Below are 25,243 nucleotides of genomic sequence, written 5' to 3'. Positions count from 1 at the left end.
GCCTATCTGGGGGAAATGCGGGAGAAACAATGACTTACGGCCTGATCCTGGCGCTGGTGTTCGGCTACCTCCTGGGCTCGATTCCCTTCGGCCTGCTGCTGACCCGCGCCGCCGGCCTCGGTGACGTGCGCAAGATCGGCTCCGGCAATATCGGCGCCACCAACGTGCTGCGCACCGGCAACAAGGGCCTGGCCGCCGCGACCTTGCTGCTCGATGCGCTGAAAGGCACGGTCGCCGTTGTGATATCAGGCCATTTCGCGCCGGAAACGGCGGTCTGGGCCGGCCTCGGCGCTTTTCTCGGCCACCTCTTCCCGGTCTGGCTGGGCTTCAAGGGTGGCAAGGGCGTCGCCACCTATCTTGGCGTGCTGATCGGCCTTGCCTGGCAGGTGGCGCTCATCTTCGCCGTCGTCTGGCTGGTGATGGCATTCCTGTTTCGCTATTCCTCCCTGGCAGCGCTGACGGCGGCCGTCGTCGTGCCGATTGCCCTTTATTTCATGAGCGCGCCGCAGACCGCCGTCCTATTCGTGGTGATGAGCATCATCGTTTTCATCAAGCACAGGGCCAACATTTCGCGGCTCCTTGCCGGCAGCGAGGGCAAGATCGGAGCCAAGGGATGAGCGAGCCTGCCGCCGGGCCGCGCCTCAGCGACCGGCAGCGGCTGAGCTGGCTGCGGCTGATCCGTACCCAGAATGTCGGACCTGCCTCCTTTCGCGACCTGATCAACCGCTTCGGGTCCGCCGAGGTGGCGCTGGAAATCCTACCGGAACTGATGATTTCGGGCGGTGCCAGCCGGATAGCCCGCATTCCATCGATTGCCGAGGCCGAGGCCGAGTTGGAAGCAGCCCGGCGGGCGGGCGCGCGTTTCGTCGGCATTGGCGAGCCCGATTATCCGCCAATGCTGAGAAGCATGGACAATCCACCGCCCCTGCTGGCGGTGAAGGGTAATGCCGCGGTGTTCCGGCTGCCGGGCATTGCCATTGTCGGCGCTCGCAACGCATCGCTGGCCGGCATAAAGATGGCGCGCATGCTGGCGACCGATCTTGGCGGCGACGGCTATGGCATCGTGTCGGGGCTGGCACGCGGCATCGACACCGCAGCGCATCAGGGCAGTTTGGCGACCGGTACCATCGGTGTGCTCGCCGGAGGCCTCGACCTGCCCTACCCGCCTGAAAATGCTGGTCTGTGCGACGAAATCGCCGGGCGCGGCGCCATCATTTCGGAAATGCCGTTCGGCTGGCAGCCACGCGCCCAGGATTTTCCACGCCGCAACCGCCTTGTCGCTGGTGCTGCCCTCGGGCTGGTGGTGATCGAGGCAGCACAGCGGTCGGGTTCGCTGATCAGCGCGAGACTTGCCGGCGAAATGGGCCGGCTGGTGTTTGCCGTGCCCGGCTCCCCGCTCGATCCCCGGGCCGCTGGCACCAACGGCCTGCTCAAGGACGGCGCCACGCTGGTCACCGAGGCATCGGACATTGCCAGGGCGATCGCGCCGCTGACCGGCATGCGGGCGCCTGAGGTGCCGCCATTTGAAGAGCCGCCCGACTTCTCGGCCACGCCGCCACCCGGCGAGAGCGACCGCGCCAAGGTCATCGAGGCGCTCGGCCCGACACCCGTGGCTATCGACGAGATCATTCGGCACACCGGCCTGCACCCGGCCCAGGTTTTCATGGTGCTTTTGGAACTCGACCTCGCCGGCCGGCTCGATCGCCATGCCGGCGGCAACGTTTCGCTACTGTTCGGGGATGGCTGACCCAGCCATCAATGGCGGCTGGGTTCTTTCTCGCTGGTCTCGGCGTAATCCGGCGTGTTGGCTCCAAACTGGTTCTTTTCGACAGCCTTGCGCCAGACTGCGTCGGCGTCTTCGGGGTGCAACGGCCCGGCCGCCGTCTTGGCATCACAGTCTAGGGGCCCGGAGCGCCGCCGCAGCCAGGCGGGCATGATTTCCCGGATGAGGCTGGTCAGTTGGGTCATTGCAAACTCCTTCCATGCGTAAACCGGGGGGCTCGGATGCCGGTTTCACTTGGCCATTTCGGCTGGCGTGGCGGCGGTCCCGCGCCCGGCCAGGCCGTCCAGCCATGCCAAGGCCGCATCGACGCCGGCCAGCGCAAACGGTGCCGCTGTCGATCCCTGCGGCTTTATGCGAACCGAGATACCGCCCAATTCATTGACCACTTCGAATCCGTTTTCGTCGGATGTGTCGTCACCGAGGAACACCGGCCGCCGGCCCCTGAAAGCCGCAGTTTGCATGAAGCGTCGGATGGCTGCTCCCTTTGCTGCCTCCAGCGGCATCAGCTCCACACCGGCATTTCCGGCCAAGACCCGATATCCCGCGGGTAATCTGTTAAGTGCCTGTTCGACCAGGTCGGTTGCGCGCTTCAGCAAATGCGGGGCCGCGCGCGTATGAATGGCCAGGATCGGCCCCTTGCGTTCGATATAGACATCCGCGTTGTCCAGTTCCGCCGCGATTTCGTCGGCAAGCGCGGCAATGTCAGCCGGTTCGACGGCCGCCTCGACCGCCCCATCGCGTACCAGCCTGTGTTCGAGGCCATAAAGTCCCGCGGCGCGCAATCTGAGAGGCTGGAAAAGGTGGTCGACGGCGGCGATCGACCGCCCGGTAATGAACGCCAACGCTCCATCCAATTGCGCTTCGAGCCGCACCAAGAGTGCGCGCAACCCCTCGTCTACAGCCACCGCATCGGGATGCGCGGCATGTTCGAGAAGCGTGCCATCGATATCGAGGAACAGGCTCCACGGCCCTTGCGGGACCTCGGGCACCGGCAGGTTTGACAGTTTAGACCTCATAACGCCGCCACGCGTTTTCGATCGAGCAGCGATATCACATTGCCCGGCGCCGCTGGCGCGGCGCCGACGGCACGATCGACCGCGATGCGCTTGCGCAGGCGCGCGGCGTCCAGAAGCATGCTGCCCGCCCATCGATAGACATTGTTGTCGCGAACGACCTCGCGCATGCGTTGCATGCGCTGGCGTTGTTCCTCCTCAGACATCGTCAAGGCCTGCATCAAGGCGTCGCCCATCATCGCCGCGTCATAGGGATTGACGATCAGTGCCTCCAGCAGCTCCTTCGAGGCGCCGGCAAACATGCTGAGCAGCAACACACCCTGTTCATCCTCGCGCGCCGCGACAAACTCCTTGGCGACCAGGTTCATGCCGTCATGCAAGCTGGTAACCATGCAGACGTCGGCGGCACGGTAGATTTCGTAGACCTGCTGCTGTGAATGGTGTTCCGTGACCATCAGGACGGGCGTGTAGCCTTCGCGGCCATAGCGCCGGTTGAGGTCCTCGGCGTGGCGCAGGCACTCCTCGTAGAGCTGCTGGTAGGCAGGCAAGGTGCCACGGCTAGGTGCTGCAATCTGCAGGAGTGCCACCTTGCCGATCCATTCCGGATGAAGCTTCAGCAGTTCATCCAGCGCGTTGAGGCGATCGAGGATACCCTTGGTGTAGTCGAGCCGTTCGACGCCCACGCACAGCCGGACATTTTCGCCCAGGTCGAATTTTTCGCGAACCTGCCGGCGGCACTGCGTCACGTCAGCCAGTCTGTCCAGTTGCACCGGCGGCCATTCGATTGAGATCGGATAGGCATGGACCAGGCTGATCTCACCGCCGTAGGAGATGGCCGAATCCTCGCGCTCGATCCGGCTCTCCAGGAAGCGGTCGACGCTGTCGATGAAATTGTTGCAATGGAACTGGGTGTGAAAGCCGACAATCGAACTGCCGAGCAGGCCCTCGAGTATCTTCTCGCGCCACGGGCAGATGCTGAACACTTCCGAATTCGGCCATGGAATATGCCAGAAAGTTATGATGATCGCCTCCGGCAGGCGCTCGCGGATCATTCGCGGCAGCAACGCGAAATGATAGTCCTGGACCAGCACGATCGGCCGCTCGTTGCGGGCCTCCGCGATGACGGTGTCGGCGAATTTGCGGTTGACCGCCTCGTATGCCTCCCAATCGGAGGCGCGGAATATCGGCCGGGTGAAGGCGATATGGCATAGCGGCCAGAGACCTTCATTGGCAAAGCCTAGATAGTAGCCTTGCTGTTCCTCCTCGCTTAGCCAGACCCGGCGGAGCGTGTAGGAAGGATCCTCGGGAGGCACCTCGATGCGGTCGTTCTTGTCGACGACGAGCGTGTCGGCCGAACCGCCGCCATAGGCGATCCAGGTGCCCGCACAGGCGCGCGTGATCGGCTCCAGGGCGGAGACGAGCCCGCTGGCGGGTACGACCAGCTGGATGTCGTCGCCGTTGCGATTGTGGATATACGGCTCGCGATTCGAGACGACAATCACCTGGGCTTCGGGGAGTTCGGTCGCCAGTATATGACGAAGCGTTTCAGGCGACCATTGCACCAGCGCGGCGGCGGCCGACTGCCCATTCTTCTCGAATTCCGGCAAGGGACCGCGCGCAGGTTCCGAGGCCACAGCGACCGGCCCGTTCGACGCGCGCGCGCGCAACATCATCGCGACCAGCACAATGGCCAGGACGCCGACCGCTACGAGGATGAGAACCCACAATGAGAACACGGGAATGACCAGGTACGAACTGTTGTCGGGCATTGAAATCGATTACCTTTCAATGGGATACCTCAGCGACTTCATCGACCTGATTTCGGCACCCATGGCGCGGGTGCAACGCCCGTGGCGCGGGATGGTTCCAATTTTTCAGCTCCTGACCACGAGAGGCACCAGCCCTTCATGAGGCTCGGCGAGGAAGGCGCCGACACGATCCCCGACGCGCTGAAACGTCAGATCCACCGCTGCCTGTCCTACTGAAAGATGACGAATGACGAGGCTGTCGATGCCGATCGGCAGGCGCGGCCGGGTCACATGGATTTCGCCTGTCCAACCATCGATCTGGAGGCCGAGGCACGATTGCATCAGCATGAAGGCTGAACCGGCGGACCAGGCTTGCGGCAGGCAGGCCACCGGATAGGCGATCGGCGCTTCGCCGGCCGCGCGGGTAAAGCCGCAAAAGAGCTCGGGCAGCCGCATGTTGAAATGGACGGCGGATTCGAAGGTTCCGCTCATCAGCCGCACCACGCTGTCGCGGATGCCGTATCGCGCCAGTCCGGCAGCGCAGATCGCGGTGTCGTGCGGCCAGATGGACCCGTTGTGATAGGACATCGGATTGAAGAAGATCGCGTCGTCCGCCAGCGTTCGCAGCCCCCAACCAGAATGGAAAGAGGCTGACAGCAGCTGGTCGGCGACCATGCGCGCGCGATCCGGGCTGGGAAGGCCGACGTAAAGCAGGTGACCCGCATTGGATGTGCGCACCTTGCAAGGCTGGCCGTCTCCATCCAGCGCCAGCGCATAGTAGCCGAGCTCTTCGACCCAGAAACGGCGCTCGACCTGTTGGCGAATAGCATCGGCGCGCATTTCCCAGCTTTCCGCCCGCTCCACGTCACCACGTAGCCGTGCCAGTTTCGCCAACCCCTGGAACGCCGCGAAGACGTACCCCTGCACCTCGACCAGCGCGATCGGCCCCTTCGGGATGCGGCCGTCGGCGTGGAAGACAGAATCGAAACTGTCCTTCCATCCTTGGTTGGCCAGGCCCGATTCGGCGGCGCGCTGGTAGGTGAGGAATCCCGTCGAACGGCTCGCCGTTTCGATCCACTCAGCCGCGGCGCACAGCGACGGCCACAGGTCATCGATGAAGGCCGTGTCCCCCGTGCGGTCCGCATAGGCGCAGGCAAGATGGATATAGAGCGGCGTCGTATCGACGCCGCCATAGTAGCGACCGAACGGCAACTCGCTGAGCGCCACCATCTCGCCCTTGCGGGTCTCGTGCATGATCTTGCCAGGTTCGGAATCGCTGAACGGAGAGGTCTCGGTTGCCTGATGCTGGGCGAGAAACGCCAGGACGCCGCGCGCCAGGCCAGGATTGAGCCAGAGCATCTGCAAGGCCGAGATCACGCCATCCCGGCCAAAGGCGGTGGAGAACCAGGGAATGCCGGCATAGGGATATGGCCCGGTCGCCAGTTCCGTGGTCAGCAGCGCGACATCGGCGCGGGCCCGCTCCATCCAGTCGTTGAAAACGCGGCCTGAACTGTGCAGCGTCGCGCCATGACGGCGTTTGGCACGCATGCCGAAACGAGCACGGGCGGCAGCAGCGCGAAACCGGTCGCTTTCGGGGCGAGCATCGGTCTCGTTGCCCACTTCCACATAAAGCGTCTGGCTGCTGCGCTTGGTAACGGCGATGAAGAAGTCCGCCCGCTCGGAGGTCAGTTGATCAGGAGTATGCGAAAAAGAAATCGCCGATGTCCGCACCACTTTGTCCAGGCCTTCGTAACCAAGCACGACCGCATTGCGGGTAATCTCGGCCGTGTGGGCGGTTCCACGCTTCGAACGGGTCGAGCCGCGGACCTCGAACATGTCGCGGAAATCAGCGCCGAAACTCAGCGACAGCAAGATCGTCGAATGCTCCCGGCTGTAGTTCGAGAGCGTTATGCGCTCATATAGCCGTTCCTCCCACAGCAGCCTGACGCGCTCGATATGGATAGCACCTTGCGGGATCTGTCGGCCTGCCGCGCTCTCGATCGGCAGGTTGGTCAGGTTGGTGGTGAACAGCACATTGTCCTGGCTGAGCGATGCACCGAGCAACGACGTCGATCGCCCGCCGACGGTGAGGCGAAATTCGGAAAGCACGCGGGTATCGTCACGGAAGAAGCCATCGCCGACACCACGTATGTCGCCATAGGCATCGGCAACGGCAAAACAATCGCCATGCTTGAGAGCGAACAGGCGGTGCGGCTCCCTGGGCGCGGTCTCGTCGAGGGACGCCAATGCTATGGCCGGATCAAGCTTGCGCTCGTCGAGTTGAGTGATGGTCAAGAAGATTGTCCCGTGCTGGTTTTTCGAACGGGTTAGCGTTACGAGGCTCTGCTTTCCTCATGGCCGCTGCTCAGCCGGGAGTAGGCGGCGACATAGTCGCTCGCCATTCTGTCGGCTGAAAACCGCCTTTCGAACACCGCCCTTATGCGCCGCCTGTCGAGTTGCAGGAGAGCCGGCATGGTGGCGACAGCGTCTTCGATGGTTTCCACGACGAATCCGGTAACACCATAGTCGACGATCTCGGGCATGGCGCCGCAACTCCAGGCCATGACCGGGGTTCCACAGGCCATGGCCTCTATCACGGCAAGGCCGAAGGGTTCGGGCCAATCAATCGGGAACAGCAGGGCGGCTGCATTGCCGAGAAATCCGCTCTTCTGGTCCTCATTGATCTCGCCGACATATTCGACCCTGTCGCCGTCGATCAGCGGTTGGACGACTTCCTCGAAATAGGCGCGATCGCCATCGCCGATCTTGGCCGCGAGCTTGAGTTTCAGCCCGGTGCGGCGGGCGATCTCGATCGCCCGGTCCGGCCGCTTGTCGCGCGACATCCTGCCGAGAAAGGCGAGATAGCCGCCATCCGTGCCCGCCTCGAAATCGGGTTCGTAGAGATCGAGCGGCAACCCGTGGTGGATTGTCGCCAGCCAGTTCGCGGACGCGAACCGCGCCCGTTGGCTGCGCGATATCGAAATCATCGGGAAGCGCGGGAACCGGTTATAGGCCTGCGGGAGATCCGCGTAATCCAGCCTGCCATGCGGCGTCGTGACCGTACGCTGCGGCACGTCGCGGAAAAACGGGAAATGCAGGAAATGGCTGAGATGAAAGTGAACGACATCGAAATCGTCGGCGCGTTTCCTCACCTCATCGAGCATCGATAGATGCGCCGCGATCTCGGATTTCAGTGGACGCGGATCGAGACGAAGCGCCCGCTCGCGGCATGGCACCAGTTTGGCGGAAGTCTTCGTGTCACCGCTGGCAAATAACGTCACATCATGGCCGAGACCGACGAGCGCCTCGGTGAGGTAGGAGATGATGCGCTCCGTCCCGCCATAGAGTCTTGGCGGAACCGATTCGTACAGTGGCGCGACATGGGCAATCTTCATGGCCCGGCTTTCCCTCGATGAGCTGGTCATGGAGCCAAATGTTTCAGGCGCAGGATAGTTCCGTCCTTATTGGCGGACACGCCAAATGGCCCAACAGCGTTTGATGTCCGATTGTGCCGCCCTATTTCCTTTTGGCTGCCGAATTTGCGCTCAGCCCAAGGAGGCCGCGGTGCAGGAACCCAGGGATGTTGCAGCCCGACGCCTGAGCATGCTCATCGAGCAATATGTCGAGGCGAGAAAACGGCGTTATGACTTCGTGTCGACGGATCAGGCTGCCAGGGTGGTCCGCAGGATGTTGAAACCTGCGGATCCGGCTCTCTCGGACCGCAAGCTCGACGACATGGTCGCCGCCCTCGCCGTCAAGAACGGCCTGGCGGTCGTCTTCGATCGCGGCGTCAGAGCCCCGGTCGATATCGCCGAGGCCGACCTGAACAGGAAGGAACCGGCCATGCGAGCACCATCGGAGACCCCGGATGTTGCCGGCGCGGTGGATGCCATTCTGGGCACTCAGACCGCTCCGCTTACGCAAATCACCCCGCTTTCAATGAGCGCGGTGATCTCGCTGCTGCGCGAACGGACGGGCACGAAACGGTCGGACGCCGACCTGGAAGGCCTGATCGCCAAGAAGGCCGCCGTTCTGGACGTGCACTTGGCGCGCAATGGCTGAGCGGCACTGCGCGCCGGCAAAGGCGTTCGTATGTCGTTTGACAAGGATGAGCGCGATGGGATTCAAACCCATGCCCTACCGATAAAAAGGGCTTTCTGGCAGTACGTCATGGAATGCGGTGAGCGCAATGAATAGGCGCCGGCGAGCTGTCGATCTGGACGGTTGGGCTTCCAGGCTTTGGGATCTCGCACCCTATTCACCCCATAGCGCTCGCGCATCAGAGCAATACCTCTCATGCGCTCCAGCGGGGAAGAGGATGTTCGCATTTCGAATTCCCGCGAGGTACATCTGATCTCGCGTGGCCTCCTTGCCAATCTCCGCCTCCGCTGCTGCGAATTCTCGCCGATGCTCCGCCCGCGTACGCTCGTTGTCGATCCCGCAGGCAATGTTGATAGCATTGAAGTACTCGACCTGTTCGGCGTGCCGATTGAACGGCTGGTGTTCCTTGAAAAGGGAGCTGACTACCCGCGCAACCGGTTGCCTTTCGCCAGCGTGAGCATAATAGGGCTGCAGGGTTACGATGAGCATCGCGAGGATTTTGTACATGGCAGGAATCTGTCCAGATGGTTCGTTGGTTAGTAGCGCAAACCGGCGGCTCACATTTCTGGGCCTTTTCATCTGAATCCCTTTAGACCGCCCGTCCTTAGCGACTAACGATGTCGGTAGGTTAGGCTCTTCATAAATTTGGATTTTGTCAGACTATTGGTGAGCGCGATGGGATTCGAACCCATGACCTACTGATTAAAAGTCAGTTGCTCTACCGGCTGAGCTACGCGCTCCCGCGGGCGCGAACAGGCGACCCTCGAAATTGCGCGGAACATAGGGAGAGTGCCTCGACCGGTCAACCGGAAAAAGAGCGTCCACAAGCCAGACTTCTCAAGCACTGCCATGCTGCCTCCCTGTCCGCTTCGATAAAGAGTGGCGCACTCTGGAAAAGTACCGGCAATCCTCCTCGTCGACACTGGCGGCAGGCCGGAGAAACATTACAAATCAGCAACTTGGCATTTTGACGAGGAACCTTCCCCCACACCACCCGTTGTCTCGCCACAAGGGACGTCAATCACCCTTTCCAAGGAGAAGACAATGAACAAGATCTCAACGGGTATACTGGCGACCACCTTGTCGGCCTCGTTTGCGGCGGCTGCGATGCCTGCCAACGCGGCCCAGATGTTTGTGCCGCAGGCGGCTTCGGCTTCCAGCGATGTCCAGACAGTCGACTACAAGCCGTGGATGAAGAACCGCAATTTCAGCAACCGCCATTTCAACGGCAACCGTAACTTTGCGCGAAATTATGATGGCGGCGGCTACTGGAATGGCCATCGCGGCTATCGCGAATACCATCGCGGTTATCGCCGCCATGGCGACTATTGGTTCCCGCTGGCGGCTTTCGCGACCGGCGCGCTGATCACCGGGGCGATCGTCAACAGCGAGAACCATCGCGTCTACGAAGGCAATTCCCATGTGCAGTGGTGCTACGACCACTATCGCAGCTACCGGGCCTCCGACAACACCTTCCAGCCGAACTATGGCCCCCGTCAGCAATGCCGTTCGCCTTACTGACCTGATCTAAGCTGGTTTCAAGCATCGGGTAAATACGGCCCGCGTCGGCAACGGCGCGGGCTTCTTTGCATGGAACTTTCAGCATGCCGATCAGCGTAATGAAGTTCCTATCAGCTGGCCCAACTTGCGCTTTTGAGGATGAGATAAAGACCGCCTCCCTCCCCGCTTGGAGAGCGGTAAGCGCCGATTGCTTCGCAGACCCTCACCATCGCCGCCGTCAGGTCCCAGCCGAGCGCTTCCAGGTCATCCGTCGTGTCGGTCACGTAGGCCTGCTTGAGTTCGGCGATATCGTTCTCCTGACCGAAGGAACGGACCCGTTTGGCGTCGCCGAGAATTTCGCCGGGCAAGTTGGAACTTGACCAAGCCCAAAGCCAGTTGCCGGCTTTGGCACTTGTCGAGCCTGCAATCTGAATCTCGGTAACGACTTTGACGGTCCCCTGGTCCGAGAACAGAAGCCGGCCGGTGGTCAGGTCGTAATTATAGCGCTGCCAGTGACCGAGGCGGAACTCCTTCTCCAAACGAGCATTCTTGGCGATTAGCTGTTCAAAAGCCTCATCACGCCAAGCAGGATACCAGTCTGGCTGCATGTTTCACCCCAGCCCCGCTCCCATGGCGACCGTTATGGCGCGCTCAGCGTCCTTCGCACAGCATCGCGCCAGCCTGCCAGCTTCACGGACCGAGTGGAGGTGTCCATCTGCGGCCTGAACCGTCGTTCAAGCGCCCAGCTTCTGGCAAACTCCTTTGCCTTCGGCCAAACCCCTGCCTTCGAACCGGCGAGCCAGGCCGCACCCAGCGCCGTCGTCTCCAGAATGGTCGGCCGATCGACCGGCGCGTCGAGAATGTCCGCCAGCCGCTGCATGGTCCAATCCGATGCCACCATGCCGCCATCGACCCTGAGAACCGTTTTGGCGGAAGTGCCCTTCCAGTCCTTGCGCATGGCGTCGAGCAGGTCCCGGGTCTGGTAGGCGACGGATTCGAGTGCCGCGCGCGCGAATTCCGCCGGGCCGGAATTGCGGGTCAGACCGAAGATAGCGCCGCGCGCGTCGGCGTCCCAGTGCGGCGCGCCAAGACCGACAAACGCCGGCACCAGATAAACGTTCTGTGTCGGGTCGGCTTCTTCAGCCAGTTTGCCGCTCTGCTCGGCCTTGCCGATCACCTTGATGCCGTCGCGCAGCCACTGCACGGCCGCCCCGGCAATGAAGATCGAGCCTTCCAGCGCATAGGTCGTCTTGCCGTTCAGCCGGTAAGCGATGGTGGTCAAAAGCCGGTTCTTCGAACGGACCAGATCGCTGCCGGTGTTGAGCAGCGCAAAGCAGCCGGTGCCATAGGTGGATTTCATCATGCCCGGCTCGAAGCAGGCCTGGCCGATGGTCGCGGCATGCTGGTCGCCGGCAACGCCAAGGATTCTTATCTCGGCGCCGAAGAGATTTTTCTCTGTGATCCCATAGTCATCCGCACAGTCTTTGACCTCCGGCAGCATTTTTGCCGGAATATTGAGAATGGCCAGCAGCTCATCGTCCCAGGCGTTGTTCTCGATGTTGTAGATCAGCGTACGCGACGCATTGGTGGCGTCCGTTGCATGAACCTTGCCGCCGGTGAGCCGCCAGATCAGGAAGCTGTCGATGGTGCCGGCCAGCAATTCGCCCTTCCCGGCGCGCTTCCTCGCCCCCTTCACCTTGTCCAGCATCCAGGCGATCTTGGTGCCTGAGAAATAGGGATCGAGCAGCAGGCCGGTCTTGCGGGTGAATTTCTTCTCCAGGCCCTGCGTCTTCAGCTTCTGGCAGAGCGGCGCGGTGCGGCGGTCCTGCCAGACGATCGCGTTGTGGATCGGCTTGCCCGTCGCTCTGTCCCAGATGACCACGGTTTCGCGCTGGTTGGTGATGCCGATCGCGGCCACATCCGATGCGGTGCGGCCTGCAACCTTCAGCGCCGCTTTCACCGTCGCAAGCACACCCGCCCAGATGTCTTCCGGATCATGCTCGACCCAGCCCGACGCCGGATAGTGCTGGGTGAATTCCTTCTGCCCGGTGCCGGCGACTTTCATGTCCTTGTCGAACAGGATCGCCCGGGTCGATGTCGTCCCCTGGTCGATCGCCAGCACAAAACCGGTCATTCCAATATCCTCCGCCTTGATACAAACAGGGGAGACGGCAACGCGCCGCCTCCCCAATTTCACACGAGCGCGAACGCTCGCATAGACCGTCCTACTTCTGCCAGCTCTTGACCCAAACGTTAAGCGAGCCATGCTGAAGTGTCAGCGAGACGTCGCGTATATGCTCGACCGCACCGACCGTCTTGGTGACGTTCCTCAGTTCAAGCATGACGCCTCCTCCCAGGCTTTCCGCATCAGCTCATGACCCTCTTCATTCGGCGGCCGCGACGTGCCGGCGGCTTATGCCGCGCATGAATTCATCGAGTGCCGCGACCTGTTCACGGGCAAGGTGCAGGCCGCGCTTGGTCCGCCGCCACAGCACATCTTCCGCCGTGACCGCCCATTCGTTTTCAACGAGATAGCGCACCTCGGCCTCGTAGAGGTCGCCACCGAAATTGCGGCCGAGCTCGGCATTCGACTTGGCAAGACCGAGCAGGAGCTGAGCCCGCGTCCCGTAAAGCCGGGTCAGCCGGCGGGCGAGACGCGCGTCGAGGAACGGATAGGCCGTCTTCAGCTTCGCCACCTGCGCGTCGAAACCGGTGGCCGGAAAATCACCGCCGGGCAGCGGCGCATTTGATGTCCACGGCTTGCCGCGCTTGCCGAGAAAACCTTCGATCTTTTCCAGCATCGATTCCGACAGCCGGCGATAGGTGGTGATCTTGCCGCCGAAGGCGTTGACGATCGGCGCCGCGCCCTCGCCGCCATCGGCCTTCAGCACGTAGTCGCGCGTCGCTTCCTGCGCCTTGGAGGCGCCGTCATCATAGAGCGGGCGCACGGCCGAATAGGTCCAGACGATGTCGGAACGCTTGACGGGCTGGGCGAAATATTCGCTTGCCGCGGCGCAGAGATAATCGATCTCGGTGTCGCTGATCTTCACCTCATGCGGATCGCCGAGGTAGTCTTGGTCGGTGGTGCCGATCAGCGTGAACTCTTCCTCATAGGGGATGGCGAAAATGATGCGGCCATCCTTGTTCTGGAAGAAATAGGCACGCGGATCGTCGAACTTCTTGGCGATGACGATGTGGCTGCCCTGCACAAGGCGCACATTGTGCACATCGTTCAGGCCGACGACGCCGGAGAGTACATGATCGACCCACGGTCCGGCGGCATTGACCAGCAGCCGCGCCTTGACCTCCTCGGTCCCACCGCTCCGCAGGTCCTCTATTTTGATCGTCCAAAGGCCGTTTTCGCGGCGCGCGCCGACAACTTTCGTGCGTGTGCGGATCGTTGCGCCACGGTCGGCGGCGTCGCGTGCGTTGAGCGCCACCAGCCGCGCGTCGTTGACCCAGCCGTCTGAATATTCGAAGGCCTTTTTGAACAATGGCTTCAGAGGCTTACCGGCCGGATCCGTAGCCATGTCCAGCGTCCTGGTCGCCGGCAGCAATTTGCGTCCGCCAATGTGGTCATAGAGGAACAGGCCGAGCCGGATCAGCCAGGCCGGACGCAGGCCCTTGGCATAGGGCAGCACGAAGCGCATCGGCCAGATGATGTGCGGCGCGTTCTTCCACAGAACCTCGCGCTCCATCAGTGCCTCGCGCACCAGACGAAACTCGTAGAATTCGAGATAGCGCAGGCCGCCATGAATGAGCTTGGTCGAGCCGGAGGAGGTTCCGCTGGCAAGGTCGTTCATCTCGGCGAGAAAAACCGAGAACCCGCGTCCAACGGCATCGCGGGCAATGCCGCACCCATTGATGCCGCCACCTATGACGAAAATGTCCCGGACTGAAGACGTGTCCACTTAACTCCTCCACGATTTCGCATTGCACCGTTTCCGGTCTTTTACGAAACCATGGTGGAATTATTTCGAACCGATAACGAATGTCAAACGAAATATCGCAAGGTCGTGAAGCGGGCGTGATGAGCCTCAGCCAACTGACGTCTCGATCAGCTGAACCTCGGCCTCCTGGCATATCTTGCGCACCGACGGGATGTCGCAGCGGTCGGTGATGAAGGTGTTGACCTGCGACAGATGACCGATGCGCACCGGCGCGGTGCGTTCGAACTTGGTCTGGTCGGAGACCAGAATCACATGCCGGGCATTGGCGATGATTGCCTGCGCCACCTTCACCTCGCGAAAATCGAAGTCGAGCAAGGCGCCGTCATGGTCGATGGCCGAGGCGCCGATGACGGCGTAGTCGACTTTGAACTGCCTGATGAAATCGACCGCCGCCTCGCCGACGACGCCGCCGTCCGAACCGCGCACCACGCCGCCAGCGATCACTACCTCGATCGAGGGATATATGCGCATCCTGTTGGCAACATTGATATTATTGGTGATGACCATGAGACCGCTATGATCCAGCAACGCCTTGCTGACCGCCTCGGTCGTGGTGCCGATATTAATGAATAGCGAGGCGTTGTCGGGGATGAGCCTGGCGGCTGCGCGGCCGATCGCTTCCTTCTCGTCCGCCGCGATCTTGCGCCTGGCCTCATACTCCATGTTCTCTATACCGGACGGGAACAATGCTCCGCCATGGATGCGCGAAAGCAGCCGCTGGTCGCAAAGATCGTTGAGATCCTTGCGAATGGTCTGCGGGGTTACGTTGAAGTGGGTGGCTAGGTCGTCGACCAGCACGCGGCCGTGGTCCTTGGCCATCTGGATGATTTCGGCATGGCGTGGGGACAGATACACTGCAAGCTCCCGTTTTCGTTTTTCTTGTCTATAGCGGAAAACGAAAGCAATGAAAAGGCATAAGCCGGCTAAGGGAAATCATCTGATTGCAAAGGCAAACTCCGGCGCAATCCTGTAGCGACCTTTCAGGCCATGTCCCGTGCGATTTCGGTGATGACGACAAAGGCCGCATCGACATCGTCGGCTGTTGCTTCGAACTGGCCGACTTGGAACCTGATCGCCACATGCCCGTCGACCCTCGTCTGCGTCAGGTAAATGCGGCCATCGTCGTTGATCGCATTGACCAGCCGCAGATTGTGCTCGTCGGCATCGGCACCTGAGCCCACGATGTGCCGGAACGAAAACAGCGACAGCATCGGTTCGCTGACGATCTCGAAATCCGGCTCGCCTGCCAGCCGTGCGGCAAGCCCCTCGCTCCACGCAACATGGTTGCGGATCATGGCGCGCAGGTTTTGCAGCCCGTAGGCGCGCAGCAGGAACCACAATTTCAAGGCGCGGAAGCGCCGGCCGAGCGGCACCGACCATTCGGAATAGTTGATGATGCCGTCCCGTCCGTGCGTCTTGAGGAATTCGGGCTTGATCGCCAGCGTGCGCACCAGGTCTTCCGGCTGTCGCAAGAACTGGATGGAGCAGTCAAACTGTGCTCCAAGCCATTTGTGCGGATTGAAGACGACAGAATCCGCTTGTTCGACGCCGGCCCAGAAATGGCGATACTCCGGGCAGATCATTGCCGATCCGGCCCACGCGGCATCGACATGCAAATAGAGCCCATGCCGGCGCGCCACACCGGCGATCGCGGCGATATTGTCCGTGCCGCCGATGCTGGTTCCGCCGACGCTGCCTATGATGCCGGCTGGCAGCATTCCAGCCGCACGATCAGCGACGATTGCCGCTTCCAGGGCTGCTGTATCCATGGCGCGAAAGCGGCCGGCGATGGGAATGCGCACGAGATTATCCTCGCCGATGCCCGATACCCAGATCGCCCGGTCGATCGACGTGTGCACCTGATCCGAGGAATAGACGCGCAGCCGTGCCTGGCCGGTCAGTCCCTTTTTGTTGCCTTGCCAATCCAGCGCCCGCTCGCGCATGGTCAGCACGGCGTTCAGCGTCGCCGACGAGGCCGAATCCTGGATGACGCCGGAGAAGCCATCCGGCAGGCCGAGCGCCTGGCGCATCCAGTCGACGGTGCGGGTTTCGAGTTCGGTCGCCGCCGGCGAGGTCTGCCAAAGCATGCATTGCGCGGCCATGGCCGAGACCAGATACTCAGCCACCACCGAAACCGGCGCCGCGTTCGCCGGGAAATAGGCGAAGAATCGCGGATGCTGCCAATGCGTCATGCCCGGCACGATCTTGCCTTCGAAATCGGCGAAGATCCTGTCCATCGGCTCGGCGTCTTCGGGCGGTGACGCTTCTATGCTCCTGAATATGTCGCCGGGCTCGACCAGCGGCCGCACCGGCCGCTCGCGCAAATTGTCCCGATAGTCGGCGCCCCAGTCGGCGGCGCGCTGCGACCACTGCCGGAACTCATCATTGTTCATCCTGTCCTCCCGACACGGACCGCAATGCCGGCGCTCTCGGCCCGACTTTCAAAATCCACCATTAATCAAGCGCTGGCGGCGCACACGCCCTACCCCGGAAAATCCGGCAGGCTGGCAAAAGCCGTTTTCAGCGCATTTGACCAGCCATCGGAGATCGTGCGGTAATACTGGTCGTCCTGGCCGATCCGCTTCTTCAGGCCGACCTTGAAGGCGTCCTGTTCCAGAAACAGCAGGTCGAGCGGCAAGCCGACCGACAGATTCGACTTCAGCGTCGAGTCGAACGACACCAGCAGCAGCTTTACCGTCTCGGCCAGGCTCATCGCGCGCTCATAGGCGCGGATGATGATCGGCTTGCCGTATTTGGTCTCGCCGATCTGGAAGAAAGGCGTGTCGTCGGTCGACTCGATGAAATTGCCCTCGGGATAGATCATGAACAGCCGTGGCGGACTGCCCTTGATCTGGCCGCCCAGGATGAAGGAGGCGTTGAAATAGGAATCGGCCTTCTCGCCGACCGGTGACGCCTGTGCGATCACCTCTTTCACCGTATCACCCACCAGCCGCACCGTTTGGTACATGGATGGCGTTTCGAGCAGCTTCTCGTGACGGTCCGTCACCGCCTTGGTGCGCTCGTCAAGCAGGCTGACCACGGCCTGCGTCGTCGCCAGATTGCCGGCCGACATCAAGACGATGACGCGCTCGCCGGGCTGCTCCCAGACGTGCATCTTCTTGAAGGTCGAGATCGAATCCATACCGGCATTGGTGCGCGTGTCCGACATGAACACGAGCCCGCGATCGATCTTTAGGCCGACGCAATAGGTCATGGAATCTCTTCTGGCACCAATCCTCGGCGGATTACTGCTCCACCGTGACGGTGACCGCAAGCTGTTCTTCCGCCTGTCCCAGTCGAATTCCCGACACCGGAGAAGCATCGCGATAGTCGCGGCCGGTGGCCACCTTCACATAGCGTTCGTCGGGAGAAATCCCGTTTGCGGGGTCGAAGGCAACCCATCCGAGCCCCGGAACATGCGCCTCGGACCAGGCATGGCTTGCCGCCTGCTCGACGTCCGCATCCATCATCAGGTAGCCGCTGACATAGCGGGCTGGAAAACCCATCGCACGCGCGGTGGCGGCAAAGATGTGGCTATGGTCCTGGCAGACCCCAGTCTTCAGCGTCAGGGCCTCTTCGGCCGGGGTGGCCGCATTGGTCGTGCCCGGCGTGTAGGCGACGCGTTCGCCGATCATTGCCATCAGCCGGTGCAGCCTTTCGATGTCGGTGCCCTTGCCGACCGCTTCGGCAAGATTACGGACGCCGCCGCCTATCGTGGTCAAAGGCGTCTCCTGCGCGAACAACCACAACGGCGCAAAACCCTGATGCGCCCCACAGACGCCGGATGTATCGCGCGTCACCACCTCGCCAGACGCTTCGACGGTGATGAAATCGTGGTTGCCCTCGACGCTCAGCAGTCGCGTGTCGTTGCCGTAGTGATCGGTAAATCGCACCTCCTCGCGCGCGCCTTCGACCTTCAGCGCCCAGGACAGCACGGTCTGCGTAGGCCCGCTCACCGGCAGCAACCGCAGCCGTTGCAGCAGATATTGCACCGGCGCGTCGTAGCGGTATTCGGTCCGGTGGGTGATCTTGAGTCGCATGATGTCCTCAATAAAACCGGTAATCCTGCGCGATTTCGTCGCCGAGCCTGGTGTTGTCCCTGATGAAATTGGCCAGGAATTCATGCAGGCCGGCATCAAAAATATCCTTGATCGACCCTGCCCTCAGCATTGTCTGCGTCTTCTCCGCCGTGGCGTGGCAGGCATGACGTTCGCCGTAATCGTCGCCGAGGAATTTCAGGTGCTCGGCCAGGAAGCGGTAGCAGAACGTCAGCGAACGCGGCATGCGCACGTTGAGGATCAGGTAATCGGCGATGTTCGTCGGCTTGTAGTCGGCGTCATAGACCCAGCGGTAGGAGCGGTGCGCAGACACCGAGCGCAGGATTGATTCCCACTGATAGTTGTCGAGCGTCGAGCCGACCCAGGAGATCGACGGCAACAGCACATAGTATTTCACGTCTAGGATGCGTGCGGTGTTGTCGGCGCGCTCGACATAGGTGCCAAGTTGCGAGAAGTCGAAGATCTCGTTGCGCAGCATGGTGCCGTAGAACGAGCCGCGGATCAGCGCCGTTTCGCGCTTGATCGCGTCGAGCACAGTGGGCAGGTCGCGCTCGTCGATCGGCTTGGCCAGCATCCGCTTCAGCGCCATCCAGGCTTCGTTGATGCTTTCCCAGGTCTCGCGCGTCAGCGCGGTGCGCACCATGCGGGCATTGTTGCGCGCGGTCTCGATCGACGACATCGTGCTCGACGGGTTCGACGTGTCGCGCAGCAGGAAATCGGCGACATTGGCGGCCGTATAGTCCGAATATTTCTGCTTGAAGGCCACGTCGGCGCCGGCGCTGAGCAGCACCGAGTTCCACTCCTCGGACGCGCTCTGCGTGCGCGTCAGCGCCATGCGCAGCCCGGCATCGACCAGTCGCGCCATGTTTTCAGCCCGCTCGATATAGCGGTTCATCCAGTAGAGCCCGTTGGCGGTGCGGCCCAAAAGCATGTCAGCTTGCTCCGGTGTCGGGCGAATAGCGAATAGTCAGTAGCGAATAGCGAAGAATACGTCTCATGATTGCTGCGTTCCCCGCGCTCGTCTCAATCATCCAACACCCACGTATCTTTCGTTCCGCCACCCTGCGAGGAATTGACCACCAGTGAGCCTTCCTTGAGCGCGACGCGCGTCAGGCCGCCGGGAACGATCTGGATGCGGTCGGATACCAGCACATAGGGCCTGAGATCGACGTGGCGCGGCGCCAGTCCCTTGTCGGTCAGGATCGGGCAGGTCGACAGCGCCAGTGTCGGTTGGGCGATGTAGTTCGAAGGCTTCGCGGCGAGCTTCTTGGCGAAGGCCTCGCACTCCTTCCTGGTCGCCGCCGGGCCGACCAGCATGCCGTAGCCGCCGGAGCCGTGCACTTCCTTGATCACCAGCTCATGGATGTGCTCGAGCACATACTTCAGGCTGTCAGGTTCCGAACAGCGCCAGGTCGGGATGTTGCCGAGGATCGCCTTGCGGCCGGTGTAGAACTCGACGATCTCCGGCATGTAGGAATAGATCGCCTTGTCGTCGGCTATGCCGGTACCCGGCGCATTGGCGATGGTGATGTTGCCGGCGCGGTAGACATCCATGATGCCGGGTATGCCAAGCGCCGAATCCGGCCGGAAGGTCAGCGGGTCGAGGAAAGAATCATCGACGCGCCGGTAGAGCACGTCGATCTGCTTGTAGCCCTCGGTCGTGCGCATCGCGACATGGCCGTCGACGACGCGCAGATCCTGGCCCTCGACCAGTTGCACGCCCATCTGGTCGGCGAGGAAGGCGTGCTCGAAATAGGCGGAGTTGAAGCTGCCGGGTGTCAGCACCGCGATGGTCGGCGCGCCCTTGGTGCTCTGCGGACGAACCGCCGCCAGCGACTGACGCAGCAGTTGCGGGTAGTTCTCCACCGGCCGCACCTTGATCTTCTGGAACAGCTCGGGGAACAGCTGCATCATCGTCTCGCGGTTCTCCAGCATGTAGGAGACGCCGGACGGCGTGCGTGCGTTGTCCTCCAGCACATAGAATTCGTCTTCGCTGATGCGCACGATATCGACGCCGATAATGTGGGTGTAGACGCCGGCGGGCGGGCGCACTCCGATCATTTCCGGCAGGAAAGCCTCGTTCTTGGCGATCAACTCCCGCGGCACGCGACCGGCGCGCAGAATCTCCTGGCGGTGATAGATATCGTCAAGGAAGGCGTTCAGCGCCTGCACGCGCTGCTCTATGCCTTGCGTCAAGCGCCGCCACTCATTGCCGGAAATGATGCGTGGGACAATATCGAACGGGATCAGCCGTTCGGACGCCTCCTGCTCGCCATAGACGGCGAAGGTGATGCCGGTCTTGCGGAAGACGCGTTCGGCGTCCTGCATCTTCTCGGTAAGCCTGGCCGGATCCTGCTCCTTCAGCCAGCGGTCATAAGCCGAATACGGTCTTCTCAATCCGGAGACTTCCGGAAGCATTTCATCGAACGCTGCCAATCGCATACTCCCCTGTGACGCCATTTCAATGGCGTGGCCGGAGAAAATCAAGCGCAATCGGTGATTTGGGAGATCCGGACGATCAGTATGTTGCGGCTGCCTAAAATTGAGGCAGCTGAAATATGACCTTGAACAGGCTTTGCCTTGTGCCCGGGCAGATGCATTCCTGGCTAGAAGGCGCGGAAGGTGACGACCGTGAAGGTGTCTTTTATGCCGGGGAGAATCTGCACCTTCTCGTTGACGAAATGGCCGACGTCCTCTTCGTCATCGACATAGAATTTGGCGAGCAGATCGTAATTGCCGGCGGTGGAATAGATTTCCGAGGCGATCTCGGCGTCGGCAAGCGCGCTGGCAACCTCATAGGATTTGCCCAGCTCGCATTTGATCTGCACGAAAAACGCCTTCATGGCTTCGTCCCGCTAAACGTCCAAGTCCAAGCGGCCCTTCTGGCAGACTGGAGGCGGCCTTTCAAGCACTGGAATCCGTACTTAGCCGGCGCGGGCCCTGGCCACGGCCTCGCGCAGCTCCGCAACCGGCATGCCACGCTTGAACAGCCTGCCGCCGATCACCAGCGCCGGCGTGCCCCGCAGCCGGAAGGCCGTTGCCTGCGCATCGTTGCGCGACAGCAAGGCATCGATCGCCGGCTGACGGTCAGCGAGAGCGGCGCGCGCACTGGCGACATCGACGCCGGCCACGCCGAGAATATCGTCAGTGCGATGCGCGGAAAGCCCACGTTCATTGGTCATCAGCGCATCGACAGCGGCTGGATAGTGGTCACCGGCCGACAACGCCATCCGCGCGGCATCGCGCGAGACGTCACCGAAGATCGGCCAGTCCTTCATCACCAGCCGGACGCCATGGTCCTCGGCCAGCAGCTTCTTCAGTTCGACAAAGACAAGCTTGCAGACCGGACACTGGTAATCGACGAATTCGGCGATGGTCACATCGCCCTTGGGATTACCAAGCGCCGGTATCGCCGGGTCGAAGGCCACTTCGCTGACCGTCGCCACGATCCTTGGCCAGGCGGGCAGCGGCGCCAAAGCCGCAAGGCCGGCGGCACCTTTCAACAAAAGGCGCCGATCAACGGACCGCGTGAAAATCATTCGTCCCATCGGTCTTGCATGCTCTCTCCCCCAAGGTTCACGATGAGCGCCCCGCCTTAAAGGAAGCTTAAGCATGAGGGACCTGCCTCGACGAGGAAGAATATTGGCGGATACTGAAACCGCGAGGCGCCGTCACGCGTATGTTAAGATGTCTCCAGGAACAGCTTTCCGGAGGCATCCTTCGAGGGACAGTGGAGACAGGCCATGCGCCGCGCCTTTTTCGCATTCGTGATGGTACCGTTCATGCTGGCGTCCTCGGCATTTGCCGGCGATGCCGAGGTCAAGGCGGGCCAGGCTGTCATCGACGGCCAGTTGAAGGCCCTCCTCGCCGATGACGGCGCCAAGGCCTACAGCTTCGCCGCCCCGAACGTGAAACAGGTCTTCCCGACCGTCGATGCCTTCATGAACATGGTGACCAATGGCTACCCTCCAGTGCGCAAGCCACAATCCTATTCCTTCGGCAAGGTCGAGCAGACAGGCCCGGGTTCGATCATCCAGCAGGTGCTGATCGTCGGTCCCGACGGCAAGGATTATGAGGCGGTCTATACGTTGCAGCAGCAGCCCGACGGCACGTTCCAGATCACCGGCTGCAGCCTGCGCGCATCGAACTCGCTCAGCACCTGAGGTTTAGCTAGAGGACTGGGATATCGCCCCTCGCCCAGCCTTCGGTGATTTCAGCCCCACGCACGTCAAAGCTGCCGGTCTCGATCGCGGCGCGGATGTCCTGCATCAGCTTCTGGTAATAAGAAAGATTGTTCCAGGTCAAAAGCATGGCGCCCAGCGCCTCCTGCGAGCGCACCAGATGGTGCAGATAGGCGCGCGAATAGCCTCGCGCTGCCGGGCAGTCGCTTTCCTCGTCGAGCGGGCGCGGGTCGTCGGCATGGCGCGCGTTGCGCAGATTGACCTTGCCACGCCTTGTGTAGGCAAGGCCGTGGCGGCCGGCTCGCGTCGGCATAACGCAGTCGAACATGTCGATGCCGCGCGCCACCGATTTCAGGATGTCGTCGGGCGTGCCGACGCCCATGAGATAGCGCGGCTTGTTATGGGGCAGTACCGGACAGGTGATGTCGAGCATTTCGAGCATTACCGCTTGGGGCTCGCCGACGGCCAGGCCGCCGACCGCATAGCCCTTCAGCTCCATGGCGCTCAGCGCCTGCGCCGAACGAATGCGCAGCGCAGCATTGTCGCCGCCCTGCACGATGCCAAACATCGCCTTGCCTGGCTGGTCCCCGAAAGCCGTCTTGCAACGCTCCGCCCAGCGCAGCGACAGCTCCATGGCGCGCTCGATCTCCTTGAGCTCGGCCGGCAGTGCCGTGCATTCGTCGAGCTGCATCTGGATGTCGGAATCGAGCAGGCCCTGGATCTCGATCGAACGCTCGGGCGACATCTCGTAGGCGGCACCATCGATATGCGAGCGGAAGGTGACGCCTTTCTCGGTCAGTTTCCTCAGCTTCGACAGCGACATCACCTGAAAACCGCCACTGTCGGTCAGGATCGGATGCGGCCAGCGGGCGAATTCGTGCAGGCCGCCAAGCCGCGCCACGCGCTCGGCGCCCGGCCGCAGCATCAGGTGGTAGGTGTTGCCCAGGATGATGTCCGCGCCGACGCCACGCACCTGGTCCATATACATCGCCTTGACCGTGCCGCCGGTGCCGACCGGCATGAAGGCGGGTGTACGGATCTCGCCGCGCGGCATGTCGATGACACCACGCCGCGCCTTGCCGTCGGTCGCCAGAACCTTGAAGGTGAACGGCTTAGCCATTGAATTCCTTGTCGTGGATCGGCGCGTCAGGCGCCTGTCTGTCGAGCGACTGCCGGTATTGGACGCAGCCACGCATGAATTTGGGCCAGGGCGGCACGGCGATCGATGGCGTGGTCTTTTCCGGCAGCAGGTCCCACAGATCGGGATGATGCCAGCAAAGGTCATGGCCCGACGTGTCGCGATGCGCCCGAATGCCGGCGCGCAATTTCTTCACCTCGGCGATCAGGGCATCGCGATCGAGGGCTTGCAGGTCATCGTCCATCGCTCGTCTCCGCTCGGTAAAGCAGGCTTGCGTCGCCGTAGGAATAGAACCTGTAGCGGTTCGCGATAGCATGCGCATAGGCGGCCCGCATCGTGTCGAGGCCGCTGAAGGCCGAAACCAGCATGAACAGCGTCGAGCGCGGCAGATGGAAATTTGTCATCAGCATGTCGGCGGTGCGAAAGCGATAGCCGGGCGTGATGAAGATGTCGGTCGGGCCGGACCACGCAGGTACCGTACCGTCGTCGCGCGCCGCACTCTCCAGCAGCCGCAACGAAGTCGTGCCGACGGCGACGATGCGCCCGCCTCTCGCCTTGGCAGCGTTCAGCGCGTCGGCTGTTTCCCGGCTGACCGAACCGATCTCGGCATGCATCTTGTGATCGGCGGTGTCGTCTGCCTTGACCGGCAGGAACGTGCCGGCACCGACATGAAGCGTGACGAAATGGCGTTCGACTCCCTTGGCGTCGAGCGCCGCAAAGAGCTCCGGCGTGAAATGCAAGCCGGCGGTGGGCGCGGCAACCGCCCCTTCCTCCCTTGCATAGATGGTCTGGTAGTCGGAACGGTCGCGCTCGTCTTCGTCACGCTTCGAGGCGATGTAGGGCGGCAATGGAATGTGACCGACGGTGTGCAGCGCCTCGTCGAGGAATGGTCCGGACAGGTCGAAGCCAAGCAGTGCTTCGCCCCCCTCGCCCTTCTCGATGACCGTGGCGTCGAGCTGGCCGAGGAAACAGGAATTGCCGTCATGGCCGAAATGGATGCGGTCGCCGACCCCGATGCGTTTGCCTGGCCGCATGAATGCGAGCCAGCGATCCGGCGCCACGCGCATGTGCAAGGTGGCCTCGACCTGCGCCTGTGCTTCGCCACGCCGCCGGATGCCTTTGAGCTGCGCCGGAATGACCTTGGTGTCGTTGAAAACCAGCACGTCGCCGGCCCTGAGCAAGGACGGCAGGTCGCCGACTATGCGGTCGTCGAGTTCCCCCCCCGGCTTGACCACCAGCATTTTGGCGCTGTCGCGCGGCTCGGCAGGGCGAAGCGCGATGCGCTCTTCCGGCAGGTCGAAATCGAAGAGGTCGACGCGCATCAGTAGAGCCGGACGAGCAGCGCTCCGGCCAAGAGCAGCACCGCGCCGGCAACGCGACCGAGCGAGATTTCCCGAACGGCGACGCCGAGGAAGCCGATGCGGTCGATGAGCATGCCAGCCAGCAACTGGCCAGCCACCAGGAACGCCATAAGCGCGGCGGCACCGATGCGTGGCGTCAGGATTGTCGAGAGCGTGACATAGAAGCCGCCGAGCATGCCGCCGGCGACGAACAGCCAGGGCGCCGGTGCCTTCCAGTCGAGGGTGATGCCTTGCAGCTTCACCACCGTGACGGAGATGATGCCGAGCACGACGGCGCCCGACAGGAACGAGAAGGCGGCAGCCGCGACCGGGAGCCCCAGGCCGCGTGCCAACTGCGAATTGATCGGAGCCTGAATGGCAATGAAGGCGCCGGACAGGATGCCGAGAAGCGACCAGACGACGCCCATCAT

Annotated in this window: 26 protein-coding genes and 1 tRNA gene; 5 read left to right on the top strand and 22 right to left on the bottom strand. The window is 62.1% G+C overall.

Going from position 1 to position 25,243, the window contains the following annotated elements; all coding sequences use genetic code 11:
- Window positions 1-29 precede the first annotated feature (29 nt).
- Both plsY and dprA read left to right on the top strand, forming a co-directional pair.
- Window positions 30-617 (top strand): glycerol-3-phosphate 1-O-acyltransferase PlsY, encoded by a 588-nt coding sequence (gene plsY / locus EB233_RS18850; protein WP_064988601.1) that lies wholly within the window; start codon window positions 30-32, stop codon window positions 615-617.
- Window positions 614-1,747, top strand: coding sequence for a DNA-processing protein DprA (gene dprA / locus EB233_RS18845; RefSeq protein WP_064988600.1), 1,134 nt, complete (start codon window positions 614-616; stop codon window positions 1,745-1,747). Before plsY ends, dprA begins: the two co-directional genes overlap by 4 nt.
- 8 nt (window positions 1,748-1,755) lie before the next feature.
- Here dprA and EB233_RS18840 read toward each other — a convergent pair whose 3' ends face one another.
- The 5 genes from EB233_RS18840 to EB233_RS18820 all read right to left on the bottom strand — a co-directional run bounded on the left by EB233_RS18840 (window position 1,756) and on the right by EB233_RS18820 (window position 7,939).
- Window positions 1,756-1,968 (bottom strand): hypothetical protein, encoded by a 213-nt coding sequence (locus EB233_RS18840; protein ID WP_064988599.1) that lies wholly within the window; start codon window positions 1,966-1,968, stop codon window positions 1,756-1,758.
- Between the two features lie 45 nt (window positions 1,969-2,013).
- Window positions 2,014-2,799: a trehalose-phosphatase gene (gene otsB, locus EB233_RS18835; protein WP_064988598.1), complete on the bottom strand. Its 786-nt coding sequence runs from the start codon at window positions 2,797-2,799 to the stop codon at window positions 2,014-2,016.
- Entirely contained in the window at window positions 2,796-4,565 is a 1,770-nt protein-coding gene (locus EB233_RS18830; protein WP_064988597.1) for an alpha,alpha-trehalose-phosphate synthase (UDP-forming), read from the bottom strand. Before EB233_RS18830 ends, otsB begins: the two co-directional genes overlap by 4 nt.
- Before the next feature lie 105 nt (window positions 4,566-4,670).
- Window positions 4,671-6,833: an amylo-alpha-1,6-glucosidase gene (locus EB233_RS18825; protein WP_064988843.1), complete on the bottom strand. Its 2,163-nt coding sequence runs from the start codon at window positions 6,831-6,833 to the stop codon at window positions 4,671-4,673.
- Window positions 6,834-6,877: 44 nt separating this feature from the next.
- Window positions 6,878-7,939, bottom strand: a complete 1,062-nt coding sequence (locus EB233_RS18820) for a glycosyltransferase family 4 protein (protein ID WP_064988596.1) — start codon at window positions 7,937-7,939, stop codon at window positions 6,878-6,880.
- 85 nt (window positions 7,940-8,024) lie between these two features.
- On the opposite strand from EB233_RS18820, the gene EB233_RS18815 reads away from it, so the two are divergent.
- Entirely contained in the window at window positions 8,025-8,606 is a 582-nt protein-coding gene (locus EB233_RS18815; RefSeq protein WP_244277604.1) for a hypothetical protein, read from the top strand.
- 192 nt (window positions 8,607-8,798) lie between these two features.
- Here the strand turns inward: EB233_RS18815 and EB233_RS18810 are convergent, their stop codons facing one another.
- On the bottom strand, window positions 8,799-9,152 hold the full coding sequence (locus EB233_RS18810) for a hypothetical protein (protein WP_064988595.1): 354 nt from the start codon (window positions 9,150-9,152) through the stop codon (window positions 8,799-8,801).
- 157 nt (window positions 9,153-9,309) lie between these two features.
- Window positions 9,310-9,385, bottom strand: a tRNA-Lys gene (locus EB233_RS18805).
- 304 nt (window positions 9,386-9,689) lie between these two features.
- Between EB233_RS18805 and EB233_RS18800 the strand changes: the two genes are divergently transcribed.
- A complete protein-coding gene (locus EB233_RS18800) occupies window positions 9,690-10,166 on the top strand; it encodes a BA14K family protein (RefSeq protein ID WP_064988594.1) in 477 nt (158 codons plus the stop codon).
- A 110-nt stretch (window positions 10,167-10,276) separates the two neighbouring features.
- Here EB233_RS18800 and EB233_RS18795 read toward each other — a convergent pair whose 3' ends face one another.
- The 11 genes from EB233_RS18795 to EB233_RS18745 all read right to left on the bottom strand — a co-directional run bounded on the left by EB233_RS18795 (window position 10,277) and on the right by EB233_RS18745 (window position 21,656).
- Entirely contained in the window at window positions 10,277-10,753 is a 477-nt protein-coding gene (locus tag EB233_RS18795; RefSeq protein WP_064988593.1) for a DUF6882 domain-containing protein, read from the bottom strand.
- A 32-nt stretch (window positions 10,754-10,785) separates the two neighbouring features.
- A complete protein-coding gene (glpK, locus tag EB233_RS18790) occupies window positions 10,786-12,279 on the bottom strand; it encodes a glycerol kinase GlpK (RefSeq protein WP_064988592.1) in 1,494 nt (497 codons plus the stop codon).
- A 250-nt stretch (window positions 12,280-12,529) separates the two neighbouring features.
- Entirely contained in the window at window positions 12,530-14,056 is a 1,527-nt protein-coding gene (gene glpD / locus EB233_RS18785) for a glycerol-3-phosphate dehydrogenase (protein WP_064988591.1), read from the bottom strand.
- A 126-nt stretch (window positions 14,057-14,182) separates the two neighbouring features.
- The gene (locus tag EB233_RS18780) at window positions 14,183-14,950 is read right to left on the bottom strand and encodes a DeoR/GlpR family DNA-binding transcription regulator (RefSeq protein WP_064988590.1); all 768 of its coding nucleotides are present in this window, start codon (window positions 14,948-14,950) and stop codon (window positions 14,183-14,185) included.
- Between the two features lie 125 nt (window positions 14,951-15,075).
- Window positions 15,076-16,488 carry a pyridoxal phosphate-dependent decarboxylase family protein gene (locus EB233_RS18775; protein ID WP_064988589.1) on the bottom strand — a complete coding sequence of 471 codons (1,413 nt, stop codon included), beginning with the start codon at window positions 16,486-16,488 and terminating at the stop codon, window positions 15,076-15,078.
- Between the two features lie 89 nt (window positions 16,489-16,577).
- Window positions 16,578-17,309 (bottom strand): proteasome-type protease, encoded by a 732-nt coding sequence (locus EB233_RS18770; protein ID WP_064988588.1) that lies wholly within the window; start codon window positions 17,307-17,309, stop codon window positions 16,578-16,580.
- A 31-nt stretch (window positions 17,310-17,340) separates the two neighbouring features.
- Complete coding sequence (locus EB233_RS18765) at window positions 17,341-18,135, bottom strand: transglutaminase family protein (RefSeq protein ID WP_064988587.1); 795 nt, start codon at window positions 18,133-18,135, stop codon at window positions 17,341-17,343.
- Between the two features lie 7 nt (window positions 18,136-18,142).
- The gene (locus EB233_RS18760) at window positions 18,143-19,084 is read right to left on the bottom strand and encodes an alpha-E domain-containing protein (RefSeq protein ID WP_027051938.1); all 942 of its coding nucleotides are present in this window, start codon (window positions 19,082-19,084) and stop codon (window positions 18,143-18,145) included.
- 92 nt (window positions 19,085-19,176) lie between these two features.
- On the bottom strand, window positions 19,177-20,589 hold the full coding sequence (locus tag EB233_RS18755) for a circularly permuted type 2 ATP-grasp protein (RefSeq protein ID WP_064988586.1): 1,413 nt from the start codon (window positions 20,587-20,589) through the stop codon (window positions 19,177-19,179).
- A gap of 170 nt (window positions 20,590-20,759) precedes the next feature.
- Window positions 20,760-20,996: an Lrp/AsnC family transcriptional regulator gene (locus EB233_RS18750; RefSeq protein ID WP_010909609.1), complete on the bottom strand. Its 237-nt coding sequence runs from the start codon at window positions 20,994-20,996 to the stop codon at window positions 20,760-20,762.
- Window positions 20,997-21,077: 81 nt separating this feature from the next.
- Window positions 21,078-21,656, bottom strand: a complete 579-nt coding sequence (locus tag EB233_RS18745) for a DsbA family protein (protein ID WP_244277603.1) — start codon at window positions 21,654-21,656, stop codon at window positions 21,078-21,080.
- A gap of 240 nt (window positions 21,657-21,896) precedes the next feature.
- Between EB233_RS18745 and EB233_RS18740 the strand changes: the two genes are divergently transcribed.
- Window positions 21,897-22,316, top strand: coding sequence for a DUF4864 domain-containing protein (locus tag EB233_RS18740; RefSeq protein ID WP_064988584.1), 420 nt, complete (start codon window positions 21,897-21,899; stop codon window positions 22,314-22,316).
- A gap of 7 nt (window positions 22,317-22,323) precedes the next feature.
- Here the strand turns inward: EB233_RS18740 and tgt are convergent, their stop codons facing one another.
- Genes tgt through EB233_RS18720 form a run of 4 tightly spaced genes read right to left on the bottom strand, consistent with a single transcriptional unit; the run spans window position 22,324 to window position 25,243 of the window.
- A complete protein-coding gene (tgt, locus tag EB233_RS18735; protein ID WP_064988583.1) occupies window positions 22,324-23,454 on the bottom strand; it encodes a tRNA guanosine(34) transglycosylase Tgt in 1,131 nt (376 codons plus the stop codon).
- The gene (locus EB233_RS18730; RefSeq protein WP_064988582.1) at window positions 23,447-23,716 is read right to left on the bottom strand and encodes a hypothetical protein; all 270 of its coding nucleotides are present in this window, start codon (window positions 23,714-23,716) and stop codon (window positions 23,447-23,449) included. The genes tgt and EB233_RS18730 overlap by 8 nt, the downstream gene beginning before the upstream one ends.
- Entirely contained in the window at window positions 23,706-24,794 is a 1,089-nt protein-coding gene (queA, locus tag EB233_RS18725) for a tRNA preQ1(34) S-adenosylmethionine ribosyltransferase-isomerase QueA (protein WP_064988581.1), read from the bottom strand. The genes EB233_RS18730 and queA overlap by 11 nt, the downstream gene beginning before the upstream one ends.
- Window positions 24,794-25,243 (bottom strand): DMT family transporter, encoded by a 450-nt coding sequence (locus tag EB233_RS18720; protein WP_027044615.1) that lies wholly within the window; start codon window positions 25,241-25,243, stop codon window positions 24,794-24,796. Before EB233_RS18720 ends, queA begins: the two co-directional genes overlap by 1 nt.

Origin of the sequence: Mesorhizobium erdmanii (assembly GCF_013170725.1) — a bacterium.
Classification (GTDB): Bacteria; Pseudomonadota; Alphaproteobacteria; order Rhizobiales; family Rhizobiaceae; genus Mesorhizobium; species Mesorhizobium erdmanii.
Note: the sequence above shows the minus strand (reverse complement) of the source record. Positions and strands in the feature narration are given on the sequence as shown.